Here is a 19,818-nt window from a genome sequence, read left to right as displayed (position 1 = left end):
GTGGGCGTCCAGGTGACGATCGACGGCGACAAGCTGCGGTGCTGGATATGGCAGGGCGCATGCCAGCGGATCTCGGACCCGACCGACGTCTGGTAGCCCTGCCGCAGGGATCGTCTACGGTGGAGCCGCCTCGTGATCGCCGAAAAAGTCGGCGCATCGTTCCGCTACCTACGACGCACTATCCATGGGGCGATCGACCGTATAAGTACCCCGATCATCGCCATCGTCTGCGCCCTCGGAGTCATTGTTCCACTGGCGCTCGATGCCTACAAGAACTTCGACGCCAGGTCCAAGGGTTGGACCAAGGTCCTCATCAAGCCCGGCATGTCAAACGGAAAGAAGGGAAACTGAGATGGCAGCAGATCTTCAGGGCAAGAGGGTCGCGATCCTCGCCGCGGACGGGGTCGAACGCGTTGAGCTCGAGCAACCCCGCGAAGCACTGGACCGGGCCGGCGCCCGGACAGAGGTCCTCTCGATCCACGACGGCGAGATCAAGGCCCGTGAGAACGACTTGGATGAAGCGGGTACGTTCACCGTCGACGGGTTGGTCGCCGACGCCTCGGTGGGCGACTACGACGCGCTGCTGCTTCCCGGCGGCACGGTGAACCCCGACCAGCTTCGGGTCGACAAGGACGCCGTTTCCTTCGTCCGCGATTTCGTTGACAGTGGCAAGCCCGTGGCGGCGATCTGTCACGGTCCGTGGACGTTGATCGAGGCTGGCGTGGCCACCGGTCGCACCTTGACGTCCTTCCCGAGCATCCGCACGGATCTGCGCAATGCCGGTGCAGAGGTCGTTGACCAGGAGGTCGTGCTCGACGGGAACCTGATCACCAGCCGCTCGCCGGAGGACCTGCCTGCGTTCTCCGAGGCGATCGCGTCCCAAATCGAGGGCACTTCGGTACGGTAAGAAACGCAGGGAGAGGTGTCGTCATGAGTGTGACCAAGGGACTGCTGGTCAGGTTCGACGCGTTGCCCGGCAAGTAGGACGAGGTGAGAGACTTCCTCGACAGCGGCCGTGGGCTTGTTGAGGGATAGCAGGCCACCATCGCGTGGTTCGCGATCCTTCTCGGCCCGTCCCTCATTCGAGATCTTCGACGTCTTTCCGGACGACGCCGGACGTGATGCCCACCTGTCCGGAATCGTGGCGGAAGCGCTCGGCGAAAACACAGGCATGGCGTCGAACTTAAGCGAGACAGCCCTAGCCCATCGGTCGACGAGATTGGCAATTGGCACACAACCAGGAGGTACTCATGACCATCAAGCTCGAATCCGTATCGCTCGAGGACGCTCAGCGCGTGATCGCGGCGGCTCAGGCTAAGGCGGAAGAGATCGGGTCGCCAAGCAACATTGCGGTGGTCGATGCGGGTGCTAACTTAGTTTCCCACATTCGCATGGACAACGCGTGGGTGGGCAGCGTCGACATCTCGATCAACAAGGCCTTTACGGCGCGCGCCTTCGACATCGCCACCAAGGACCTGGCCGACAATGCTCAGCCCGGCGAGCAGTTCTACGGCATCCAGGGCTCGAACCATGGCAGGGTCATGGTCTTCGCTGGCGGCATCCCGCTGCGCCGCGACGGCGTGGTCGTCGGCGCGGTAGGAGTGAGCGGGGGTAGCGGCGAGCAGGATCAGACGGTCGCCGAGGCAGCTGTAGCGGCGTTCTAATCCATCCCAGAGAACGCAAGATTTCTAATCCATCCCAGAGAACGCAAAACCGAGTAAAGGATAGATCCAAGATGGCAACAACAAATGTCAGCAAAGCGCTTCTGGTGCGCCTCGAAGCACTGCCCGGCAGGGAGGACGAAGTCCGCGACTTCTTGAACCAGGGGCTGTCAATCGTAGAGGGTGAGCCCAAGACCGTCCGGTGGTTCGCGATTCAGTTCGGACCCTCGTCGTTCGGGATCTTTGACGCATTTCCCGACGACGACGGGCGCCAGGCGCACCTGTCGGGTGAGGTCGCGAAAGCGCTCGGTGAGAAAACGGGTGAGCTCTTCGAGGAGCCCGTGATCGAACAGCTCGATGTCGTCGCGGAGAAGCAGCCCGCATAGAGCAAGCGGCCGCCCGCGGCGGCCACAGGACTTGGTGCTCGCCATGCGTGCGCAGGCGCCAGGCTAGAAGCCTGGCGCCTCGCCGTAGCAGCACCATGACCCTGAGTGCCCGTATTCGTCTTCGGGGCCGCGGCTTCCGTGACTCTTGCCCCGGGTCGTCACCCGTCTAAATGCAGGTAGCACATGGCATGGGTTGTGAACACAGTGGTCCTGGCTGGCTTGGGCGTATGCGGGGTCGTCCTCGCCCGCCGCATTCCCCAGTCGTCGGGGGAACCTCTGGCGGGCAGTCCGCTGGGCCGGTATCTCGCGGTCACGATCAACCGTCGACAGGATGAGGTCGCGCCGCGGAGCCGGCGGCCCGTACCGGTCGCCCAGCTGAGCGACGCAGTCGAGGTCGAGCTCCGTGCCCGCGCCCGGAGGCAAGGGCACGGAGCTGGACGGCCGGCTGCGCCACTCCGGGGCCTCCGGACCGGTCAAGGCGACCTCTCGGATCAAGGGCGAGACGCCGCCCTGTCGGGGATGTCGGACAGGCACTCGCCGCGCAGGTTGGAGAGTTGTTCAGCGCGGACCCGAGCATCCAGAACATCGACGGGCTCGCATACAAGCTGCCCGGTGAGAACGGCTAAAGGAGTACCCCTGAAGGCCCAGACCAGCGTTGGGAACATAATGACCTGGATTGTAGGGAAGGGGTTTCCGGTAGCGGACTTGTACGCAGACTGTCGAGGAACTTCATTCCTCCGGGAGGCGCCCGCGGCGGCGTAGCTAGAGGATCACCAGCGGCGCAAGGACTACGACAGCTGAGCGGGTACCGGCGCGCACAGGTGCAGATTGCCAACCACGTTCTGTGCTGCGTTAGTCAGCCTCGACGCGAGGAGGACATGACCTCTCTGCGAGCCTTCGGTGGTCTGCAGAGCTTCCCGAGCCGCACGAGGGACCCTGTGTCCGCCGACTATTCCTCCGGCTCCGTCGGCATCTGTTCCACAGCACCCATCTGGCCTGCGTCTGGTCATCAAGAGCCATGAACTCCCCTCTGAGGCAGTCGATCTCGGACCGCGCAAGGAATTGTCGCCTCTGTCCCGGAGGTGGCGCCGGTCCCGGGCTCCCTTCGATCCACTGGGGTACACCCGTGCGGGACGATATGCCGCCAGCCAACGCTGCTGTGTCACAGGGTCTGGTTCGGTACGTATGAAACGACTTCCCATGGGGTCTACGATTTATTGATACAGATTCCGGGGGAAGGGTCTCCTCATGGCTGATCGGATCGGGACGTTTACTGAATTCTTCGGGTGACGGTGGCGAGGAGGTGCTCATCGTCAGCCGCGGGCGCGTACGTACTCGGTTCCGTCGCCGGGACGAGTTGGACTGGTCAATCCGGGTGGAGGCGACGGACTCGGAGGACATGATCGAGCGGAAGCCAAAGCCGGATTCGAAGCCAGCTCGCCGGGCCTCGCGTCCGCGTGGACAACGGGTGGTGTACGTGCGGGTGTCGGCCGCGGATCGGAATGAGGCGCGCCAGCTCGAGGCGGTGGGGGAGTGCGACCGGCTCGATGTCGAGAAGCAGTCCGCTCGATAGCGTGCGGATCGTGTGAAGCTCGCCGAGTGCGTCGGGTATCTGCGAGACGGTCGACCGGATCGCGGACGCGGCCCGCGGCGCCGATCTCGTTGCCGACTCGGTCGTCCAGTCCGCCGCCGGCCGCATCCTCGACCTCGACGCGCTCCGTGAGTCCACCCGCGGCTCGGATCCCGCGGCGTGCTCGACGCGACCCAGGCGCTGGGCTGGTTCGACGGCCCCCTGGCCTGGGCGGACGCGGTCGTCGCGAGCGGCTACAAATGGCTCCTCAGCCCTCGCGGCTGTGCGTGGATGTCCATCTCCGAGCGACTCGGATCCGGTATGACGCCGCGCGCCGCGAATTTCTACGCGGGAGCTAACCGGTGGGAGTCCATCTTCGGCCTTCCGCTGCGCCTCGCCGATACCGCCCGCCGTTTCGATTCTTCGCCAGCGTGGATCTCGCATGCCGGGGCGGCCGCGGCCCTGCCATGGCTCGCCGGCCTCGACCGCGCCGAGGTCCACGCGCATTGCGTGGGACTCGCCGACAGCCTCCTCGCCGGTTTCGGACTCGAGCCGCGGGGCAACGCGATCGTCTCGCTCGACCTCGGCGACAAGGCCGACCGCCTCGCCGCCGCAGGGATCCGCAGTTCGGCTCGAAACGGCCGGGCTCGCCTGGCCTTCTATCTTCACAACACTGCAGACGACGTGGCCCGCGTCCTCGACGCCCTCGCTTAGATCACCGGAGTTTTTCGGCGGCGGCTATTCCCAGGCGTCCATCGCCGATTCGGCCGTCTCGGGCGACGAACATTCGCAGTGAGCGAGCGCGCCGGCCGTCGACAACGCCGAGAAACATCTATTCGAAAGAGCCAGTGGCATTCCGGATCCTGCGCGCCCATTCCACGAAGAGCGTGGTCTCGGAATCGCCGAGGATCTCCGGTCGTGCGGCGGCCGTCTCGATGAGCTCGCCTCCTGGCCTTTCGGAGGATGCCGCTGAGGCGGACGTCCCCGTGATCGCTGCGACGACGGCGTCACGCATGGCGTCCGACAGGGCCTTATCCCCGGTCCCACGTGCAATCAGTCGGAGCGTGAGCCCGATATTCGCGGACAGTATGTGTTCCGCGGCATGGGCGGAAGGCACGACGAGCCGGTCCTCGGCCTCGGCCTTGTCTGTGAGTGAAAGCAATATGCCGGTGGGGCGAGACTGTGCGGCCGGGATCTCGCCGGGGCGCACCTGGCCGTACATGAGTGTGTAGAAGCCCGGGTTCTCGATCCCGAATTCGACGTGGGCGTCCCAGCCGGCACGGATGTCGCCGATGGGATCGCCGGAGGACTCGTTCGCCGACTTCACCGTGAGATACATGTCGAAACCGCGCTCGATTACGGCATCGACCAGGCCGCTCTTGCTCCCGAAGAAGTGATACATCGTGGGCAGCTTGACGCCCGCCGCATCGCACACGGCCCGCAGCGAGAAATCGCCTCCGGGGTTTGCGGCGACGAGGGTGGCCGCGGCGTCGAGCAGCCGCGTCCGTGTATCGGTGTTCGGATTCGCGCTCACGCTGTTACAGTAGCGCTGTATCGGTGATATGTAGAAATGTTGCACTGATATAGGACGGGGCCCGAAGGCCTCGGAACAGAACGTACTGAGGAGGACAAATGGCAGACAGGACCCTCAACGGGAAGAACGTGCTCATCGCCGGAGGCGGCAAGAACCTCGGCGGGCTGATCTCTCGCCTGTCCGCACAGGCCGGCGCCAACATCGCCATCCACTACAACTCCGAATCCTCGCGGAGCGAGGCCGAAGAGACCCTCGCTGCGGTCGAGGCTGCGGGGGCGAAGGGTGTCGTGCTCTCGGGCGACCTCACGGTGCCTGCAAATGTAGAGAAGCTGTTCGCCGATGCCGAGGCCGCGATCGGGCCGATCGACGTCGCCGTCAACGCGGTGGGGAAGGTGCTCCGCAAGCCCATCGTCGAGACGACCGAGGACGAGTACGACTCGATGTTCGACATCAACTCGAAGGCGGCCTACTTCTTTATCAAGGAGGCCGGGAAGCACGTCGCCGACGACGGGAAGATCATCACCATCGTCACCGCGTTGCTCGCGGCGTTCACGGACGGATACTCGACCTATGCGGGCGGGAAGAGCCCCGTCGAACACTTCACGAGGGCCGCGGCAAAGGAGTTCGCCGAGCGCGGGATCTCTGTCAACGCCGTCGCGCCCGGCCCGATGGACACGCCGTTCTTCTATGGGCAGGAGACACCCGAGCGGGTGGAGTTCCACAAGTCCCAGGCGCTGGGCAATCAGCTCACGAAGATCGAGGATATCGCCCCGCTCGTCACGTTCCTCGCGTCCGAGGGCTGGTGGATCACCGGGCAGACGATCTTCGCCAACGGTGGATACACCACTCGTTAGTCGACACGAGCGGAAGAAAGGATAGGCACATGGCCGATTTCGATATTCCGGAGCCTGTCGCCTCGTTCCTCGAGGCCGTCAACCAGCACGACGAGAAGGTGTTCGACACGTGGTTCGCCGCCGTCCCGGTGGTCGACGACTGGGGCACGGAGTTCCGGGGGCTCGACCGGATTAACGCGTGGAGCGCCGAGCAGTTCGTGGGCTCCGAACCGACGCTGACGGTAGCCGACGTCGCGGACCGCGACGGCGCGATCGTCGTGACCGGCGACTGGCGGTCCACGCACGCCAACGGGCCGTCGTCGTTCGCGTTCACCGTCGAGGGCGACAAGATCTCCTCAATGACGATCCGCGAGGGCTGAGGGCTCGGCACCGGTCTGGCCGGCGCCTCTGACCGGCGCTAGTCATGCCGGCGCCTGAGGCCGGGGCGAGAGCGCCCCGGCCAAGGCTTCGGGTTTGTGGTTCTCGACTATCGGGCCGGCCGCGTGCGATCGGTCCCCGCGGCAAAAGCGGACAGGTCGACGAGCTGCTCTTCGGGCTGCTCCACGGCACGCTCGCTTACACGGGGTTCGACCTGCTGGAGCCGCTGCCCATCCCCTCCGCGGATCGAGTTGACGGCGCGCGCCTGGCAGTGTTCGAGCAGAATCTCGCTGGGCGTCTCGACTCGTTGTTCGCCGAGGACCCGATGACGTATTGGCCGCAGTTCACGGGCCAATACACTGAGGAATGGGAGCTCGCCCCGCATATCCTGCCTGGTCGAACGGGGCTGTCCGTCCACCGCGCGCGAGCGGGGGCCGCTCGAGTCGAGGTTGACGCCGACCGCCGCGCCGTCCTCGACCCAGCGCGATCCGCCGACCATTCCGCTCGAACAAGACCGCCCCCACGGGCACCCTCTGGTTCAAATCGCACATATATGTGATGTGATGGAATATATTCCACCACGGAGTCCGCCGAGGCTCCTCGACATCTGCACGAAGGGAAGCCATATGCCGGGCCAGGAAGCCTTCATCTTCGATTCCGTCCGCACTCCGCGCGGACGCGGAAAAGCCACGGGTTCGCTCCACACGATCGCGCCCATCGAGCTCGCAGTCACCGTGATCAACGGTCTGCTCGACCGGAACCCCGATCTCGACCGGAGCCAGATCGACGACATAGTCATGGGCATCGTCTCGCCGGTCGGCGACCAGGGCGCCGTGCTTCCCCGCGTGGCCGCCCTCGCCGCGGGCCTCCCGGAGACGATCCCCGGCGTTCAGGAGAACCGCTTCTGCGCTTCCGGCCTCGAGGCCGTCAACCTCGGCGCGGAGAAGGTGCGATCGGGCTGGGAGGACCTCGTCCTCGCCGGCGGCGTCGAGTCGATGTCGCGCGTGCCGATGGCTTCGGACGGCGGCGCATGGGCCGAGAACCCGAACATCAACTACCGCACGTCGTTCGTTCCGCAGGGCGTCGGCGCCGACCTCATCGCCACGATGGAGGGCTTCAGCCGCCGCCAGGTCGACGAGTTCGCCCAGCGCTCGCAGGAGCTGGCGACGCAGGCCTGGGAAGAGGGCCGCTTCGCCAGGTCGATCGTGCCCGTCGTGGATTCCGCGGGGCAGCTCATGCTCGACCGCGACGAGCACATCCGCTCGGGAACGACGGCCGACGACCTCGCCGCCCTCAAGCCCTCGTTCGAGATGCTCGGCCGGGAGGCCGGCTTCGACTCCGTCGCCCTGCAGAAGTACGTCACGGTCGAGTCGATCGAGCACGTCCACCACGCAGGCAACTCCTCGGGCATCGTCGACGGCGCCGCGATGATGCTCATCGGCAGCGAAGAGGCGGGGAAGCGCAACGGGCTCACGCCGCGTGCGAAGTTCATCACCGCCGGCGTGGTTGGCTCGGAGCCGACGATCATGCTCACGGGCCCCACTCCTGCGGCGGCAAAGGTGCTCGCCAAGGCGGGGCTCACCATCGACGACATCGATCTCTTCGAGGTCAACGAGGCCTTCGCGGCCGTTCCGATGAAGTTCTCCAAGGACACCGGCGCCCCGATCGACAAGATCAACGTCAACGGCGGCTCCATCGCCATGGGCCACCCGCTCGGCGCCACCGGCGCGATGATTCTCGGCACCGCGCTCGACGAGCTCGAGCGGACCGGGAAGAAGCGCGCCCTCGCCACCCTCTGCGTGGGTGCGGGCATGGGCATCGCGACCATCATCGAACGCGTCTAGCGGCCGGCGTCACCTCGTCCACACCGAAGTCCCCACAGGAGCATTAGATGTCGACCAACACCATCAATTACACGCTGGACGCCGACGGAATCGTCACCCTCGAGCTCGATGATCCGAACCAGGGTGCCAACACGATGAACGACGACTTCGTCGAGTCCCTCGACGCGACCGTCGCGAAGATCCGCGAAGCCCACGAGAAGGGCGAGGTCAAGGGCGTGATCTTCACATCCGCGAAGAAGACGTTCTTCGCCGGCGGAGACCTCAACGCCCTCCTCGCCGTCCCGCTCGGGGAGCCGGCGGAATCGCAGGCCACCACGGACCGGATCACCAACGCGCTCCGCGAGATCGAGACCCTCGGCGTCCCCACCGTCGCCGCGATCGCCGGCGCCGCGCTCGGCGGCGGCCTCGAGATCGCGCTGTCCTGCCACCGCAGGATCGTCGTCGACGATCCCAAGATCCAGCTCGGCCTCCCCGAAGTCGGCCTCGGCCTCCTCCCCGGCGGGGGCGGCATCGTCCGTACCGTCCGCCTCCTCGGCGTCGAGTCGGCGCTGATGAACCTCCTCCTCGAGGGCAAGCGGCTCCGCCCGGACAAGGCCCTCGAGCTCGGCGTCGTCGACGAACTCGTCGCCTCCCGCGATGACCTCGTCCCCGCGGCGAAGAAGTGGATCGCCGAGAACCCCGAGTCCCGCCAGCCGTGGGACGAGAAGGGCTACCGCGTGCCCGGCGGCACGTGGGCGAACCGCGGTTTCGCCTCCAAGCTCCCGATGCTCCCCGCGCTGCTGCGCAAGCAGCTCAAGGGCGCCCCGTACCCTGCGCCCGTTGCCATCATGTCCGCGGCCGTCGAGGGTGCCGCCCTCGACTTCGACAGCGCCCGCACCATCGAGCGCCGCTACTTCGGCGAGCTCGTCGCGAGCCAGACCGCCAAGAACATGATCCGCGCGTTCTTCTTCGACCTGCAGACCGCGAATGGTGTGACGGCGAAGGCCGCCAAGAACGTCGACAAGCCCGTCGAGAAGATCACCGTTCTCGGCGCCGGCATGATGGGCGCCGCCATTGCCTACGTCTCCGCGAAGGCCGGCCTCGAGGTGGTCCTCAAGGACGTCTCGCTCGAGGCCGCCGAGAAGGGCAAGAACTACTCGGAGAAGCTCGTGGAGAAGTCGATCTCGCGGGCCAAGGGCGAGGCCGCCGAGGCGGCGAAGGCGAAGGGCGAGGCGCTGCTCGCCCGCATCACCCCCACCGCCGACGCGTCCGACACGGCCGGTTCGCAGGCGGTCATCGAGGCCGTATTCGAGGACCCCGAGGTCAAGACCAAGGTGTTCGCGGAGATCGCGCAGTACATCGAGCCCGATGCGCTCCTGTGCTCGAACACCTCGACCCTCCCGATCACCGAGCTCGCCGAGGGGATGGATCGTCCCGCGGACTTCATCGGCCTCCACTTCTTCTCGCCGGTGGACAAGATGCCGCTCGTCGAGATCATCAAGGGCGAGAAGACCTCGGAGGAGACGCTCAATCGGGCGCTCGCGATCGTCGGCCGCATTTCCAAGACGCCGATCGTCGTCAACGATTCGCGTGGTTTCTTCACCAGCCGGGTCATCGGAAAGTTCCTCAACGAGGGCGTCGCGATGGTCGGCGAGGGCGTTCCCGCGACCGAGGTCGTGCAGGCCTCGACGCAGGCCGGTTACCCGGCCCCGGTCCTCGGCCTCATGGACGAGCTCACGCTCACCTTGCCGCGCAAGATCCGCGAGGAGACGAAGGCGGGCACGCTCCGCGAGGGCAAGGAGTGGGTCGAGCACCCGGCGGACGCCGTCATCGACAGGATGATCGACGAGTTCGACCGCAAGGGGCGTTCCACGGGCGCGGGGTTCTACGACTACGTCGACGGCAAGCGCACCACCCTGTGGCCCGGCCTCAAGGACGCGTTCGGCGGCGACAAGGAGATCCCGTTCCAGGACGCCATCGACCGGATGCTCTTCGCCGAGGCGATCGAGACCGTGCTGTGCCTCGACGAGGGGGTGCTCGAGTCGACGACTGACGCGAACGTCGGGTCGATCCTCGGCATCGGCTTCCCGGGCTGGACCGGCGGCGTCATCCGCTTCATCGACCAGTACCCGGGCGGGCTCAAGGGCTTCGTCGCCCGGGCCAATGAGCTCGCCGCGACCTACGGCGAGCGGTTCACCCCGCCCGCCTCGCTCGTGGAGAAGGCCGAGAACGGCGGCACCTACGAGCAGGTGCAGCCCTGAGCAGGCCCGACTGACCGCGAGCCCCGGGGCCTGACCTCCGGCCCGGGGCTCCGGTCGACGGCTCGCCAGATGGAAGACGAAGACACCGAGAACAGACACCATGCGCGACCGTCGTGACGTGAGACGTGTCCGCATCCTCCGAGGACAAGGACGGACATGACGAACTCCGGACGTGACGCACTGCGAGCAGAGACCGACGAGCTCGGCATCGCGACGATCACCATCGATCGCGCCGAGGTGATGAACGCCTTCGACATCGCCACGATGGAGGCGCTGGCCGCCCTCGTGGACGAGGTGGGGTCCGACCCCGTGACGACGACGATCGTCATCACCGGGGCGGGTCCCGCATTCACCACCGGCGCCGACCTGCAGAATCACGCAGATTCCAAGGCGACCGGGGACGAGGCGACGGCGATCGCGCGCCGTTCGATGGACGCCGCGGGCCTGCTCGTGCGCACTATCGTCCGTGTCCCGGTTCCCGTGATCGCCGCCGTCAACGGCCCGGCCGCAGGCGTCGGCGTGTCCATCGCGCTGGCCTCGGATTTCGCCGTCCTCTCGGAGGACGCCTACCTCTTCTTCGCGTTTTCCGGCCTCGGGCTCATGCCCGATGGCGGGGCTACCGTTCTCCTGGCGGCCTCGATCGGCCGGGCTCGGGCGAACGACGTGCTCTTCGGCGCGAAGATGGTGTCGGCGCGGGATGCCGCGGAGCTCGGCATGATCGCCGAGACGCTGCCCGCCGACGAGTTCGCCGAGGGAGTGGCGAAGCGGGCCCGTCGTCTCGCGCGGGGTCCCCGCAACGCCTTGCGGATGACCAAGGTCGGCGTCAACGCCCCGCTTCTCGCCCAGCTCGACGCCGCGCTGGAGCTCGAATCCGACGGGCAGACCGAGCTTCTCACCGGCCCAGAATTCGCGGAGGGCGTTTCCGCGCTCCTCGGGAAGCGCCGGCCGGATTTCGTGTCGCTCCGCTAGCGGGTCTGCGCTCCTATTCCGATATCCCGGCTGCCCGACAGCCCGACAACTCCATCCACCGCCGAAGCAGCTTCGGCCTGCATCATCCGATCTCCTCCGCGCCGAATCGTCGAACCGATTCGGGAGCGGGGGAGATCGGCGTATTTCGCGCTGCCTGCATGCCGAGGCGCAGACCCGCGCTCCCGAGGCGTGGAGGAGCCGCGAATCCATGGCGCCCGACACGCGAATTTCCCATCACGAATCGTCTTGACATCAGGTGATGTCTAATTCACACTGAGGATGACGTTGATCACACCCCGACCGTGCCTCCCGGCATGAATCCGAAGGAGTCGACAGTGCATTCCGGTGATTCGAGCTTCTTGGACGTCGCGGTGATCGGTGCCGGCTTCGGCGGCATCTGCACGGCGAAGCGGCTACTCGACGAGGGGATCGACAATTTCCTCGTCTTCGACAGGTCTTTGCGGGTAGGCGGCACGTGGGAGGCGAACACGTATCCGGGCGCGCAGTGCGATATCCCGGCCGCGCTGTACTCGTTCTCCTTTGCGCCGAAGCCGGACTGGTCGCGGCTCTATCCGCTGCAGCCAGAGCTCTTCGACTACCTCCAGAAGGTCTCGGACGATTTCGGGGTGACCCCGCACCTCAGGCTCGACCACGAGGTGCTCGACCTCACCTGGATCGACGAGGATCAGATGTGGTCCCTGCGTACATCCGAGGGGGAGTGGGCCGCCCGGGTCGTCGTCGGCGCGATCGGCCCCTTCAGTGAGCCGGCGAATCCGCATTTCGAGGGCATCGAGGATTTCCGCGGCGAGGTGCAGCGCTCGGCGAACTGGGACCACGACCGGGACTGGTCGGGTAAGCGCATCGGGGTCATCGGCACCGGCGCCTCCGGCGTCCAGATCATTCCGCAGGCCCAGGCGGCCGGAAAATCCCTCACGGTCTTCCAGCGGACGCCCACGTGGATCATGCCGCACCCCGACCGCCCCATCCCGGGCTGGATGCAGAACCTCTTCGAGCGCGTCCCGGCCACGCAGCGGGCCCTGCGCACGAGCATCGACCTCGCCCTCGAGTCCATGGTGCCGGGGCTGGTGTGGCGGCCCTCCCTGCTCAAGGGCATGGAGGCGGTGGCGCGGATGCACCTGCGCCGGCAGGTGCGGGACCCCGAGCTGCGCGAAGCGCTCACCCCGCAGTACATGTTCGGCTGCAAGCGCCCCACTTTCTCGAACAAGTACTACCCGGCCATGGCGGCGTCGAATACCGAGGTCGTCACCGAGGGGATCAAGCGCATCGTGCCCGAAGGGGTCGAGACCCGCGACGGGCGCGTCCACGAGCTCGATGTCCTCGTTCTCGCCACCGGATTCAAGGTCGCAGGCCACCCGTTCTACGACCGCGTACACGACTCCAACGGCGTATCGCTCACCGAGCAGTGGTCGCCGTCGCCCTATTGCTACATGGGCACTGCCGCGAACGGATTCCCGAATCTGTTCCAGATCCTCGGGCCCAACGCCGCGGTCTATACGTCGATGGTCGTCGTCATCGAAGCCCAGGTGGAGTACATAATCTCCGCGCTCGAGAAGATGCGCGAGCACGGGCTCTCGAGCCTCGAGGTGCGCGAGGACGTCATCGACGCCTACACCGAAGAGCTCGACGGCAAGCTCGCCGGCTCGGTGTGGAACTCCGGCGGCTGCGCCTCGTACTACCTCGACGCCAACGGGCGAAACGTCGCGTGGTTCCCCGGGTTCTTCCGCCAGTTCCGCGCTCGCACCAAGAGCATCGAGCTCGCGGACTACCTCTCCCGCGACACGAGCGCACAGCCACTTCGCGATCCGTCGACCCCGGCCGAGTCCGGGACTAAGGAGTCGAGCTACTCATGAGCACCGAGAAACAACAGTCCGGTACCTCCGCCGGCAGTGCCACGCCCACCGTTTCGGGCGCCTACGCCGACGAGTCCTATTCGATCGAGGCGCGCGACGTCCACTTCGAATGGGACGGGATGCCCCTGCACTACATCCCGGGGCAGCCCATGGCCGTCCACATGTACAACGCGATGCACCTGGTCCTGCCCGAAGGGGAACGGGCCATGTCCCAGGCGCTCGCCGACGCCCTTCCCTACGTCGAGGACCCGCGCCTTGCCGAGGAGATCCGCGGGTTCATCGGCCAGGAAACGCAGCACGCGGACTCGCACCGGGGCGCACGGGAGTACCTCGCCGAGAAGGGACTCAATTCGGAGACCACCGCGTCCCGCATGGAGTGGATGGTCGACAACGTCCTCGGGTACAAGAAGCTCACCGGGCGCGCGAAGCAAGAGTGGCTCGCGGAGCGCCTCGGCCTGTTCGCCGCGATGGAGCACTACACGGCCGTCGTCGGCGAATGGTTCCTCACGAGCAATGGGCTCGAGGAGAACAACACGTACCCGCAGATGATGGACCTGCTCAAATGGCACGGCGCCGAGGAGGTCGAGCACCGCAACGTCGTCTTCGACGCGTTCCAATACGTCGACGGCTCCTACGCCCGCCGCGTCCGCACGTCGTTCGCCGCGAGCGCGATCCTCGCCGTGCTGTTCTTCAGCACCGCGCGCAAGCTCTACAAGTCCGATCCGGAGCTGCCGGAGAAGCGGGAGCCGTGGTTCATGTCCCTGCGCAGGGCGATCAAGGCGAACGCCATGCCGTCGACGAAGTTCTTCCTCACGGAAACGCCCGTGTACCTGCGGAAGAAGTTCCACCCTTCGCAGATGGGCAACATGGATCTCGCCGTCCGCTACCTCGCCCAGTCGCCGGCCGTGCACCACGGGGAGGTCTCCAGTTGAGAACAGCCGTAGGGACTGAGACGAAGGCGGAGACCATGTCGATGAACAAGAACGCCGATATCACCCTGGGCATGCGGCTGTTCGAAGCCGCAGCCGACAGCTATAGGGCGGTCTTCGCGCGGAGCCCGCTCGCGCCATACTTGTCGCGCCCGGCCCCGGTCCGGCACACCGGCTACGACATCGAGGTGCGGGTCGAGCGCATCCGGGACGAGGCCGAGGGCGTGCGTTCGTTCGAGCTCGCCCCCGCCGATCCGGAGGTCGCCGAGCTCCCGTCGTGGCGCCCGGGGGCGCACCTCGACCTCTTCCTGCCCTCGGGCCTGCAGCGCAGCTACTCGCTCAACGGCGACGTCGATGACCGCTCGACGTACCGGATCGCGGTCCGCCGCATCCCGGACGGCGACGGCGGCTCGAAGGAAATGCACTCGCTGTCCGAGGGCGACACCCTCACCATCCGCGGGCCGCGCAACGCGTTCCCGTTCCACGACACCGACAGCTATCTCTTCGTGGCCGGCGGGATCGGGATCACCCCGATCCTGCCCATGATCCGCCACGCTGCCCGCAACGGCGCCGAGTGGCGACTCGCCTATCTCGGCAGGAGCCGGGACTCGCTGCCCTTCCTCGACGAGCTCGCCGAGCTCGATCCGGACGGCTCCCGGGTCGTCGTCCGCCCGGACGACGAATTCGGCCGCCCGGACATCGTCCACATCCTCGGCGGCGCGGCCAAGGGCGCGGCCATCTACATGTGCGGACCGCCCCCACTCATGACGACGGCCCGCGGCGTCATCTCGGGGCTCGACCCCACCGCCTCCCTGCACACCGAGCGGTTCTCGCCGGCAAGGGTCGCCGGCGGGGAGCCGTTCTCGGTGCTCATCGCCGGGACGAAGGAGCGCGTCGAGGTCGGCTCGGACGAGACGATGCTCGAGGCGATCCGACGCGTGGTCCCGGGCGTCAAGTACTCGTGCCGTCAAGGCTTCTGTTCTTCGTGCATGACAAAGGTGATCGCCGGCGACGTCGACCACAGGGACAAGCGGCTCACCGATGCCGAGCGCGAGGACTACATGCTCACCTGTGTCTCCCGGGCCGCCAGTCCGCAGCTCACCATCGACCTCTAACCCAGCGAGAATCGGAGCCCTCTCATGACGACGACCCTGCCCACGCCCACCCCGATCTTCGACACCCCCGCCGATGTGGAACGCGCCGTCGCCGGCGCGCGAAAGGCGAGCGCGCGGTGGCAGCAAATGGGCTTCGAGAAGCGCCGGGGCCTCCTCGACGCGTGGCGGGCGGACCTGGCGAAGAACGCCGACCGGATAGCGGAGACCCTGTCCGAGGAGATGGGCAAGCCCCACTCGGATGCGATGTTCGAGATCGTGATGGCGCTCGAGCACCTTGCGTGGGCCGCGAAGAACGCGGAGAAGGTTCTCGGTAGGCGCAGGGTGGCGACCTCGGCGCTCACCAGCAATCTCCGCGCGACGGTCGAGTACCTTCCCTACGGTGTCGTCGGGGTCATCGGCCCGTGGAACTATCCGGTCTTCACCCCGATGGGTTCGGTGGCCTTCGCTCTCGCCGCCGGGAACTCCGTGGTTTTCAAGCCCTCGGAGTGGACGCCCCGCACCGGTCAGGCCCTCATCGCCTCGTTCCACCGGGCCACCGGCGAATTCGATATCGCCCAGTGCATCACCGGTGGTGGGGACGTTGGCGCGGCGCTGTGCCGTTCCGGGGTCGACAAGATCGGGTTCACCGGCTCCACGGCCACCGGCAAGCGCATCCTCGCCGCCTGCGCCGAGAACCTCACTCCCGCCCTCCTCGAATGCGGCGGCAAGGACGCGCTCGTCGTCGACGCGGATGCCGACGTCGCCGCGGCCGCGGATGCCGCGGTGTGGGGAGCGATGTCCAACGCAGGGCAGACGTGCCTCGCCGTCGAGCGGGTCTACATCCACGAGGCGGTGGCCGAGGAGTTCACCGAGCACGTGCTCGAGGCGGCGCGGGCGCTCAGGGCGGCAGACGACGGAAGCACGCAGATCGGCCGGATGACCATGCCGCGCCAGGTGGAAATCGTCCGGTCCCATATCTCCGACGCATTGAGCCGCGGGGGACAGGCGCTCCTCGGCGGCCTCGGCTCCATCGACGGGCAGGTCGTCCAGCCGGTCGTCCTCACCGACGTCCCCGAGGACTCCGCTGCGGTCACCGAGGAGACCTTCGGGCCGACCATGACCATCCGCGCCGTCGCCGATATGGACGAGGCCGTCCGGCTCACCAACGCGAGCGAATACGCGCTCGGGCTCACCGTGTGTTCGAAGCGCAACGGTCGCGCGATCGCCGACCGGATCACCTCCGGCAACGTGAGCATCAACGGATACGTGATGCACGCCGCGGTCCCCACTCTCCCGCTCGGCGGCGTCAAGCAGTCGGGCTTCGGTCGCGTGCACGGGGCCGACGGCCTGCGCGAGTTCGCCTACGCGCGCGCCTGCACCGAGACGCTGGTCAACGCGCCGATCCCGCTCACCTCGTTCAAGCGCGGGCCGAAGGTCGACGAGCTCATCGGGCGGGTCGTCAAGGAGGTCCACGGCCGCGCCGGGGCCATCAGGCAGCTCCTCGGAAAGGCCTGATACGCCGTGTTCTCCCGGAATAGAGATAACGGGTCGCTCGACCTGCGCGGGAAGACCGTCCTCATCACGGGGGCGGGAGGGGGCATCGGAGCCGCGCTCGCGCGCACGTGTCACCGCCGGGGCGCCCGCGTCGCGGTCATCGACATCGACGGCGCGGCGGCGGAGTCGGTTGCTGCGGAGCTCGGCGGAGGCGACGGCGCCATCGCCGCCCAGGCCGATGTCCGTCGTGCCGAGGACCTCCAGGCCGCCGCATCTACGGCCGTAGAGCGCTTCGGCGGCATCGACGTCGCGGTCGCCAACGCGGGGATCACACCGGCGCCTGCGACGCTGCGGCAGATGGACCCCGAGACCATGCGGACGGTCCTCGACGTCAACGTCATGGGCGTACTCAACACGGTGCAGGCCACGGCCGACGAGGTGGTCGGGGCGGGTGGGCACATCCAAATCACCGGCTCCTGCTCCGCGTTCATGCCCGGCCCCGGCGGCTCGCCGTACATGGCCTCGAAGTCCTCGGTGGAGGCGATCGCCCGCGCGCTGCGCCTCGAGCTCTCCGTCGAGGGGACGTCCGTCGGGCTCGCGATGCTCGGCATGATCGACACCCCGCTCGCCGCCAAGACCCTCGACGAGGATCCGTTTGGGCGAGCCCTCGATCGCATGCTGCCGGGTTGGCTCGGCCGCCGCCTACCACCCGACGATGCCGCCGAGGCGATCGCGCGGCAGATCGAGTCGCGGCGCGCGCGAATGGTGGCGCCCAAGGCGTGGCTCGCGCTCGACGTCGCCAATGGGCTCATCCCCTACGTCGAGGGAGTCACGGCACGCGACCGTTCCCTGCGCGATGGACTGGAGTCTCTGTCCCGTCGGTCGGCTGCCCGCCATTCGGCTGCGACCGATTCGGCCGCGACCGAATCGGCTGCGTCGCAGACGGCCGTGTCCCAGGCAGCCGAGTCCCAGGCGACCGCGCCCGAGGCATCGCCCGCAGGCCGGGGCGCCGATCCCGCACCGCATGGGTAACCCTCCCATCGCGCACCCCACCGCATACCCCTCCTCGTGCGCCGGCTTCGTCCGCCGTCTCCGCTCCAAGCCCGACGCCGCCGCCCTCCGCCGGGCCGACGGCGAGATTCTCGCGACGTTCGCGCAGCTCGACGCCGCGGCACAACGCACGGCCGCGGGCCTCGAGCAGGTGGGCGCCGGACGAGCGGCGCCGCTCGTCGTCATGTCGTCGAACCGGCAGGAGGTCTACGTCGCGTTCCTCGCTGCCATGCGGCTTGGGGCGGCATTGATGCCGGTCCCCGGATCGCTGCCCGAGCGCGAGCTCGGCGCCGTCCTCCGCTCGGCGGCTACGTCGGCGCGCCCGCCGGCCAGGCCGCCCGTCGTCCTCTGCGAGGCGCAGTTCGCCCAACGCCTGGATGACGCCGGAGCTCCCCTTCATCAAGCCGTCGTGTTCGACACCGATCGCTCGGAATCACCGGCGAACACGGTCCCGCTCGACGAGCTCGTCCCGGCGGGCGGGGGTTCGGCCGCAGCCGTGGAGGCCGGACGTCCTTCGGAACCGGGGACCGTCGCCGTCATCGAGTGGAGTGCCGAGGTGGGGGCGCGCACGTGGAGCCACGATGAGCTCGTCGAAGGCATCCGGGAGCTTGCGGCCTCGCTCGGAATCGGCCAGGAACCGCATGCGCGTTCGTTTATCGCGGAGCCCGGGTTCGAGCCGCGGGACGGACTCGTCGATTGGCTGAGTGCCGCTGGCCTGCTCGGCGTGCTGGGATCGGAGATCACCGTGATCGCGGACCCGGCGGCCGACGCCGCTACCGCGAAGTTCGCGCGCCCGTCGATCTGGCAGCGCGGCTGAACCGCGACGGGGTGAGGCCCGTTCGCTAGTCGCGCCCGCCGCCCCCGGTTCCTCCGGCTCTTCCGACTGCGCCGACGCCCGTGAGCGAAGTGATCAGGTGCCCGATGTACGAGGAGATCCCTTCGGCGCCGACGTCTCCGGGATGCAGAAGCCAGTCCTGATAGACGAAGGCGAGCGCGCCGAATACGGCGAGCGGGTCCCACCGGTCGGTATACGCATCGTCCCGCGGGAGCTCTCCGCCTTCGGCGGTAAACGACGCCTTGAGAACCTCGACAATGGCGGTAAAACGGCCCGTGAGCTCGCGGCCGTGGGCGTACAGCTCGGAGGTGACCGACTGGATGAGCAGCACCTGCCCGCGCCGGGGATCTTCGACGAGGAAGTCGGTGAAGGCCCGGGCGATGTGCACCGTGGCTTCGGCCGGATCACCAGGGGCGGTGGCGATGGCCTGAGTGATCGTCTGTTCGGCGTCGTCGACGACGAGGTCGAAGATGTGGAAGAGGAACGTGTCGCGGTTGTCGAAGGACTCGTAGAAATAGCGTCCGGTGAGGCCGGCGCGCCGGCACACCTCGCGCATCGTCACCGCGGTGGGGCCTTCGGCGGCGAGGAGGTCGATGCCCGCCTCGATGAGCTTGAGCTTGCGTTCCGTGCGCCGGTCGACGGGGTCGACGCCCTGCCACCGCCGCCCGCCGGAGTTCCCGGAATCAGGCTCGGCCATCGAGGCCCTTCGCCGCCGACTCCACGAGTTTGTCGGCGATCTGGGTGATCACGCGCTTCATCGCGAAGGGGAAGACCACGCCGGAGACGGGGTCCGTCGTCGTCAAGGACGAGGTCCACACGAACTCGCCGCCATCGGCATCGGCACGGGTGATGCGCAGGGTCGCGACGTAATCGCGCATCGTGAGAAGCGGGTCCATGGTGTACGTGTGGTGCTCCCCGGGCACGTACTCCACCGTGCGCTCGACGAGGGCGAGCGGCCCCAGCGACAGGCGCCGCGACGCGCCCTCCCCGAGGTCGGCCGGGGGCTCCGACTCCCACTCGAACCCGTTGGTAGGCGCCGGCGCCCACCGGTGCCACTGCGAGGCATCGGCCTCGCGTTCGAGGAGCGCTCGGGCGTCGCCGCTGAACGAGCGCCTTACGGAGAATTCGTG

At 67.4% G+C, this 19,818-nt stretch carries 20 protein-coding genes; 16 read left to right on the top strand and 4 right to left on the bottom strand.

Annotated elements, in window-relative coordinates; genetic code table 11:
• The first annotated feature begins 132 nt into the window (after positions 1 to 132).
• The 5 genes from V7E05_RS10370 to V7E05_RS10345 all read left to right on the top strand — a co-directional run bounded on the left by V7E05_RS10370 (position 133) and on the right by V7E05_RS10345 (position 4,331).
• Positions 133 to 351, top strand: a complete 219-nt coding sequence (locus V7E05_RS10370) for a hypothetical protein (RefSeq protein ID WP_333619580.1) — start codon at positions 133 to 135, stop codon at positions 349 to 351.
• Between the two features lies 1 nt (position 352).
• Positions 353 to 907 (top strand): type 1 glutamine amidotransferase domain-containing protein, encoded by a 555-nt coding sequence (locus V7E05_RS10365; protein WP_333619579.1) that lies wholly within the window; start codon positions 353 to 355, stop codon positions 905 to 907.
• A 343-nt stretch (positions 908 to 1,250) separates the two neighbouring features.
• Positions 1,251 to 1,664, top strand: coding sequence for a GlcG/HbpS family heme-binding protein (locus V7E05_RS10355; RefSeq protein ID WP_333619578.1), 414 nt, complete (start codon positions 1,251 to 1,253; stop codon positions 1,662 to 1,664).
• 71 nt (positions 1,665 to 1,735) lie between these two features.
• A complete protein-coding gene (locus tag V7E05_RS10350) occupies positions 1,736 to 2,047 on the top strand; it encodes a putative quinol monooxygenase (RefSeq protein ID WP_333619577.1) in 312 nt (103 codons plus the stop codon).
• A 1,750-nt stretch (positions 2,048 to 3,797) separates the two neighbouring features.
• Positions 3,798 to 4,331, top strand: a complete 534-nt coding sequence (locus tag V7E05_RS10345) for a hypothetical protein (RefSeq protein ID WP_333619576.1) — start codon at positions 3,798 to 3,800, stop codon at positions 4,329 to 4,331.
• A 118-nt stretch (positions 4,332 to 4,449) separates the two neighbouring features.
• Here the strand turns inward: V7E05_RS10345 and V7E05_RS10340 are convergent, their stop codons facing one another.
• Positions 4,450 to 5,151 (bottom strand): TetR/AcrR family transcriptional regulator, encoded by a 702-nt coding sequence (locus V7E05_RS10340; RefSeq protein WP_333619575.1) that lies wholly within the window; start codon positions 5,149 to 5,151, stop codon positions 4,450 to 4,452.
• A 98-nt stretch (positions 5,152 to 5,249) separates the two neighbouring features.
• On the opposite strand from V7E05_RS10340, the gene V7E05_RS10335 reads away from it, so the two are divergent.
• Together V7E05_RS10335 and V7E05_RS10330 are read left to right on the top strand one after the other, a co-directional pair.
• Positions 5,250 to 6,005: an SDR family oxidoreductase gene (locus V7E05_RS10335; RefSeq protein ID WP_333619574.1), complete on the top strand. Its 756-nt coding sequence runs from the start codon at positions 5,250 to 5,252 to the stop codon at positions 6,003 to 6,005.
• A gap of 29 nt (positions 6,006 to 6,034) precedes the next feature.
• Complete coding sequence (locus V7E05_RS10330; RefSeq protein WP_333619573.1) at positions 6,035 to 6,364, top strand: nuclear transport factor 2 family protein; 330 nt, start codon at positions 6,035 to 6,037, stop codon at positions 6,362 to 6,364.
• 107 nt (positions 6,365 to 6,471) lie between these two features.
• Here V7E05_RS10330 and V7E05_RS10325 read toward each other — a convergent pair whose 3' ends face one another.
• Positions 6,472 to 6,861, bottom strand: coding sequence for a hypothetical protein (locus tag V7E05_RS10325; RefSeq protein ID WP_333619572.1), 390 nt, complete (start codon positions 6,859 to 6,861; stop codon positions 6,472 to 6,474).
• Between the two features lie 127 nt (positions 6,862 to 6,988).
• Here V7E05_RS10325 and V7E05_RS10320 point away from each other — a divergent pair, with 127 nt between their 5' ends.
• The 9 genes from V7E05_RS10320 (at position 6,989) to V7E05_RS10280 (ending at position 18,670) form a co-directional block, all read left to right on the top strand.
• Entirely contained in the window at positions 6,989 to 8,206 is a 1,218-nt protein-coding gene (locus tag V7E05_RS10320) for an acetyl-CoA C-acetyltransferase (protein WP_333619571.1), read from the top strand.
• A gap of 47 nt (positions 8,207 to 8,253) precedes the next feature.
• A complete protein-coding gene (locus V7E05_RS10315) occupies positions 8,254 to 10,446 on the top strand; it encodes a 3-hydroxyacyl-CoA dehydrogenase NAD-binding domain-containing protein (protein WP_333619570.1) in 2,193 nt (730 codons plus the stop codon).
• Between the two features lie 156 nt (positions 10,447 to 10,602).
• A complete protein-coding gene (locus V7E05_RS10310) occupies positions 10,603 to 11,415 on the top strand; it encodes an enoyl-CoA hydratase-related protein (protein WP_333619569.1) in 813 nt (270 codons plus the stop codon).
• Positions 11,416 to 11,750: 335 nt separating this feature from the next.
• On the top strand, positions 11,751 to 13,286 hold the full coding sequence (locus V7E05_RS10305) for a flavin-containing monooxygenase (RefSeq protein WP_333619568.1): 1,536 nt from the start codon (positions 11,751 to 11,753) through the stop codon (positions 13,284 to 13,286).
• The gene (locus V7E05_RS10300) at positions 13,283 to 14,218 is read left to right on the top strand and encodes a metal-dependent hydrolase (protein WP_333619567.1); all 936 of its coding nucleotides are present in this window, start codon (positions 13,283 to 13,285) and stop codon (positions 14,216 to 14,218) included. The genes V7E05_RS10305 and V7E05_RS10300 overlap by 4 nt, the downstream gene beginning before the upstream one ends.
• Positions 14,219 to 14,253: 35 nt before the next feature.
• Positions 14,254 to 15,330 (top strand): PDR/VanB family oxidoreductase, encoded by a 1,077-nt coding sequence (locus V7E05_RS10295; protein WP_333619566.1) that lies wholly within the window; start codon positions 14,254 to 14,256, stop codon positions 15,328 to 15,330.
• A gap of 24 nt (positions 15,331 to 15,354) precedes the next feature.
• Positions 15,355 to 16,824, top strand: coding sequence for an aldehyde dehydrogenase family protein (locus tag V7E05_RS10290; RefSeq protein WP_333619565.1), 1,470 nt, complete (start codon positions 15,355 to 15,357; stop codon positions 16,822 to 16,824).
• 6 nt (positions 16,825 to 16,830) lie between these two features.
• The gene (locus V7E05_RS10285; protein ID WP_333619564.1) at positions 16,831 to 17,835 is read left to right on the top strand and encodes an SDR family NAD(P)-dependent oxidoreductase; all 1,005 of its coding nucleotides are present in this window, start codon (positions 16,831 to 16,833) and stop codon (positions 17,833 to 17,835) included.
• The gene (locus V7E05_RS10280; RefSeq protein WP_333619563.1) at positions 17,828 to 18,670 is read left to right on the top strand and encodes an AMP-binding protein; all 843 of its coding nucleotides are present in this window, start codon (positions 17,828 to 17,830) and stop codon (positions 18,668 to 18,670) included. The genes V7E05_RS10285 and V7E05_RS10280 overlap by 8 nt, the downstream gene beginning before the upstream one ends.
• Positions 18,671 to 18,695: 25 nt before the next feature.
• On the opposite strand, the gene V7E05_RS10275 is transcribed toward V7E05_RS10280, so the two are convergent.
• On the bottom strand, positions 18,696 to 19,385 hold the full coding sequence (locus V7E05_RS10275; RefSeq protein ID WP_333619562.1) for a TetR/AcrR family transcriptional regulator: 690 nt from the start codon (positions 19,383 to 19,385) through the stop codon (positions 18,696 to 18,698).
• Positions 19,372 to 19,818, bottom strand: a 447-nt coding sequence (locus tag V7E05_RS10270) for an SRPBCC family protein (RefSeq protein WP_333619561.1), incomplete at its 5' end; no start/stop codon positions are given. The genes V7E05_RS10270 and V7E05_RS10275, both read right to left, overlap by 14 nt.

This window comes from Dietzia sp., from assembly GCF_036741115.1.
GTDB lineage: Bacteria > Actinomycetota > Actinomycetes > Mycobacteriales > Mycobacteriaceae > Dietzia.
Note: the sequence above shows the minus strand (reverse complement) of the source record. Positions and strands in the feature narration are given on the sequence as shown.

What these genes read in the sequence shown, in the direction of transcription:
- V7E05_RS10365 (WP_333619579.1), top strand. Translation starts at nt 353, where the DNA reads ATGGCAGCAGATCTTCAGGGCAAGAGGGTCGCGATCCTCGCCGCGGAC.
- V7E05_RS10355 (WP_333619578.1), top strand. Translation starts at nt 1,251, where the DNA reads ATGACCATCAAGCTCGAATCCGTATCGCTCGAGGACGCTCAGCGCGTG.
- V7E05_RS10350 (WP_333619577.1), top strand. Translation starts at nt 1,736, where the DNA reads ATGGCAACAACAAATGTCAGCAAAGCGCTTCTGGTGCGCCTCGAAGCA.
- V7E05_RS10335 (WP_333619574.1), top strand. Translation starts at nt 5,250, where the DNA reads ATGGCAGACAGGACCCTCAACGGGAAGAACGTGCTCATCGCCGGAGGC.
- V7E05_RS10330 (WP_333619573.1), top strand. Translation starts at nt 6,035, where the DNA reads ATGGCCGATTTCGATATTCCGGAGCCTGTCGCCTCGTTCCTCGAGGCC.
- V7E05_RS10325 (WP_333619572.1), bottom strand. Translation starts at nt 6,861, where the DNA reads ATGGTCGGCGGATCGCGCTGGGTCGAGGACGGCGCGGCGGTCGGCGTC.
- V7E05_RS10320 (WP_333619571.1), top strand. Translation starts at nt 6,989, where the DNA reads ATGCCGGGCCAGGAAGCCTTCATCTTCGATTCCGTCCGCACTCCGCGC.
- V7E05_RS10315 (WP_333619570.1), top strand. Translation starts at nt 8,254, where the DNA reads ATGTCGACCAACACCATCAATTACACGCTGGACGCCGACGGAATCGTC.
- V7E05_RS10310 (WP_333619569.1), top strand. Translation starts at nt 10,603, where the DNA reads ATGACGAACTCCGGACGTGACGCACTGCGAGCAGAGACCGACGAGCTC.
- V7E05_RS10300 (WP_333619567.1), top strand. Translation starts at nt 13,283, where the DNA reads ATGAGCACCGAGAAACAACAGTCCGGTACCTCCGCCGGCAGTGCCACG.
- V7E05_RS10295 (WP_333619566.1), top strand. Translation starts at nt 14,254, where the DNA reads ATGTCGATGAACAAGAACGCCGATATCACCCTGGGCATGCGGCTGTTC.
- V7E05_RS10290 (WP_333619565.1), top strand. Translation starts at nt 15,355, where the DNA reads ATGACGACGACCCTGCCCACGCCCACCCCGATCTTCGACACCCCCGCC.
- V7E05_RS10280 (WP_333619563.1), top strand. Translation starts at nt 17,828, where the DNA reads ATGGGTAACCCTCCCATCGCGCACCCCACCGCATACCCCTCCTCGTGC.
- V7E05_RS10275 (WP_333619562.1), bottom strand. Translation starts at nt 19,385, where the DNA reads ATGGCCGAGCCTGATTCCGGGAACTCCGGCGGGCGGCGGTGGCAGGGC.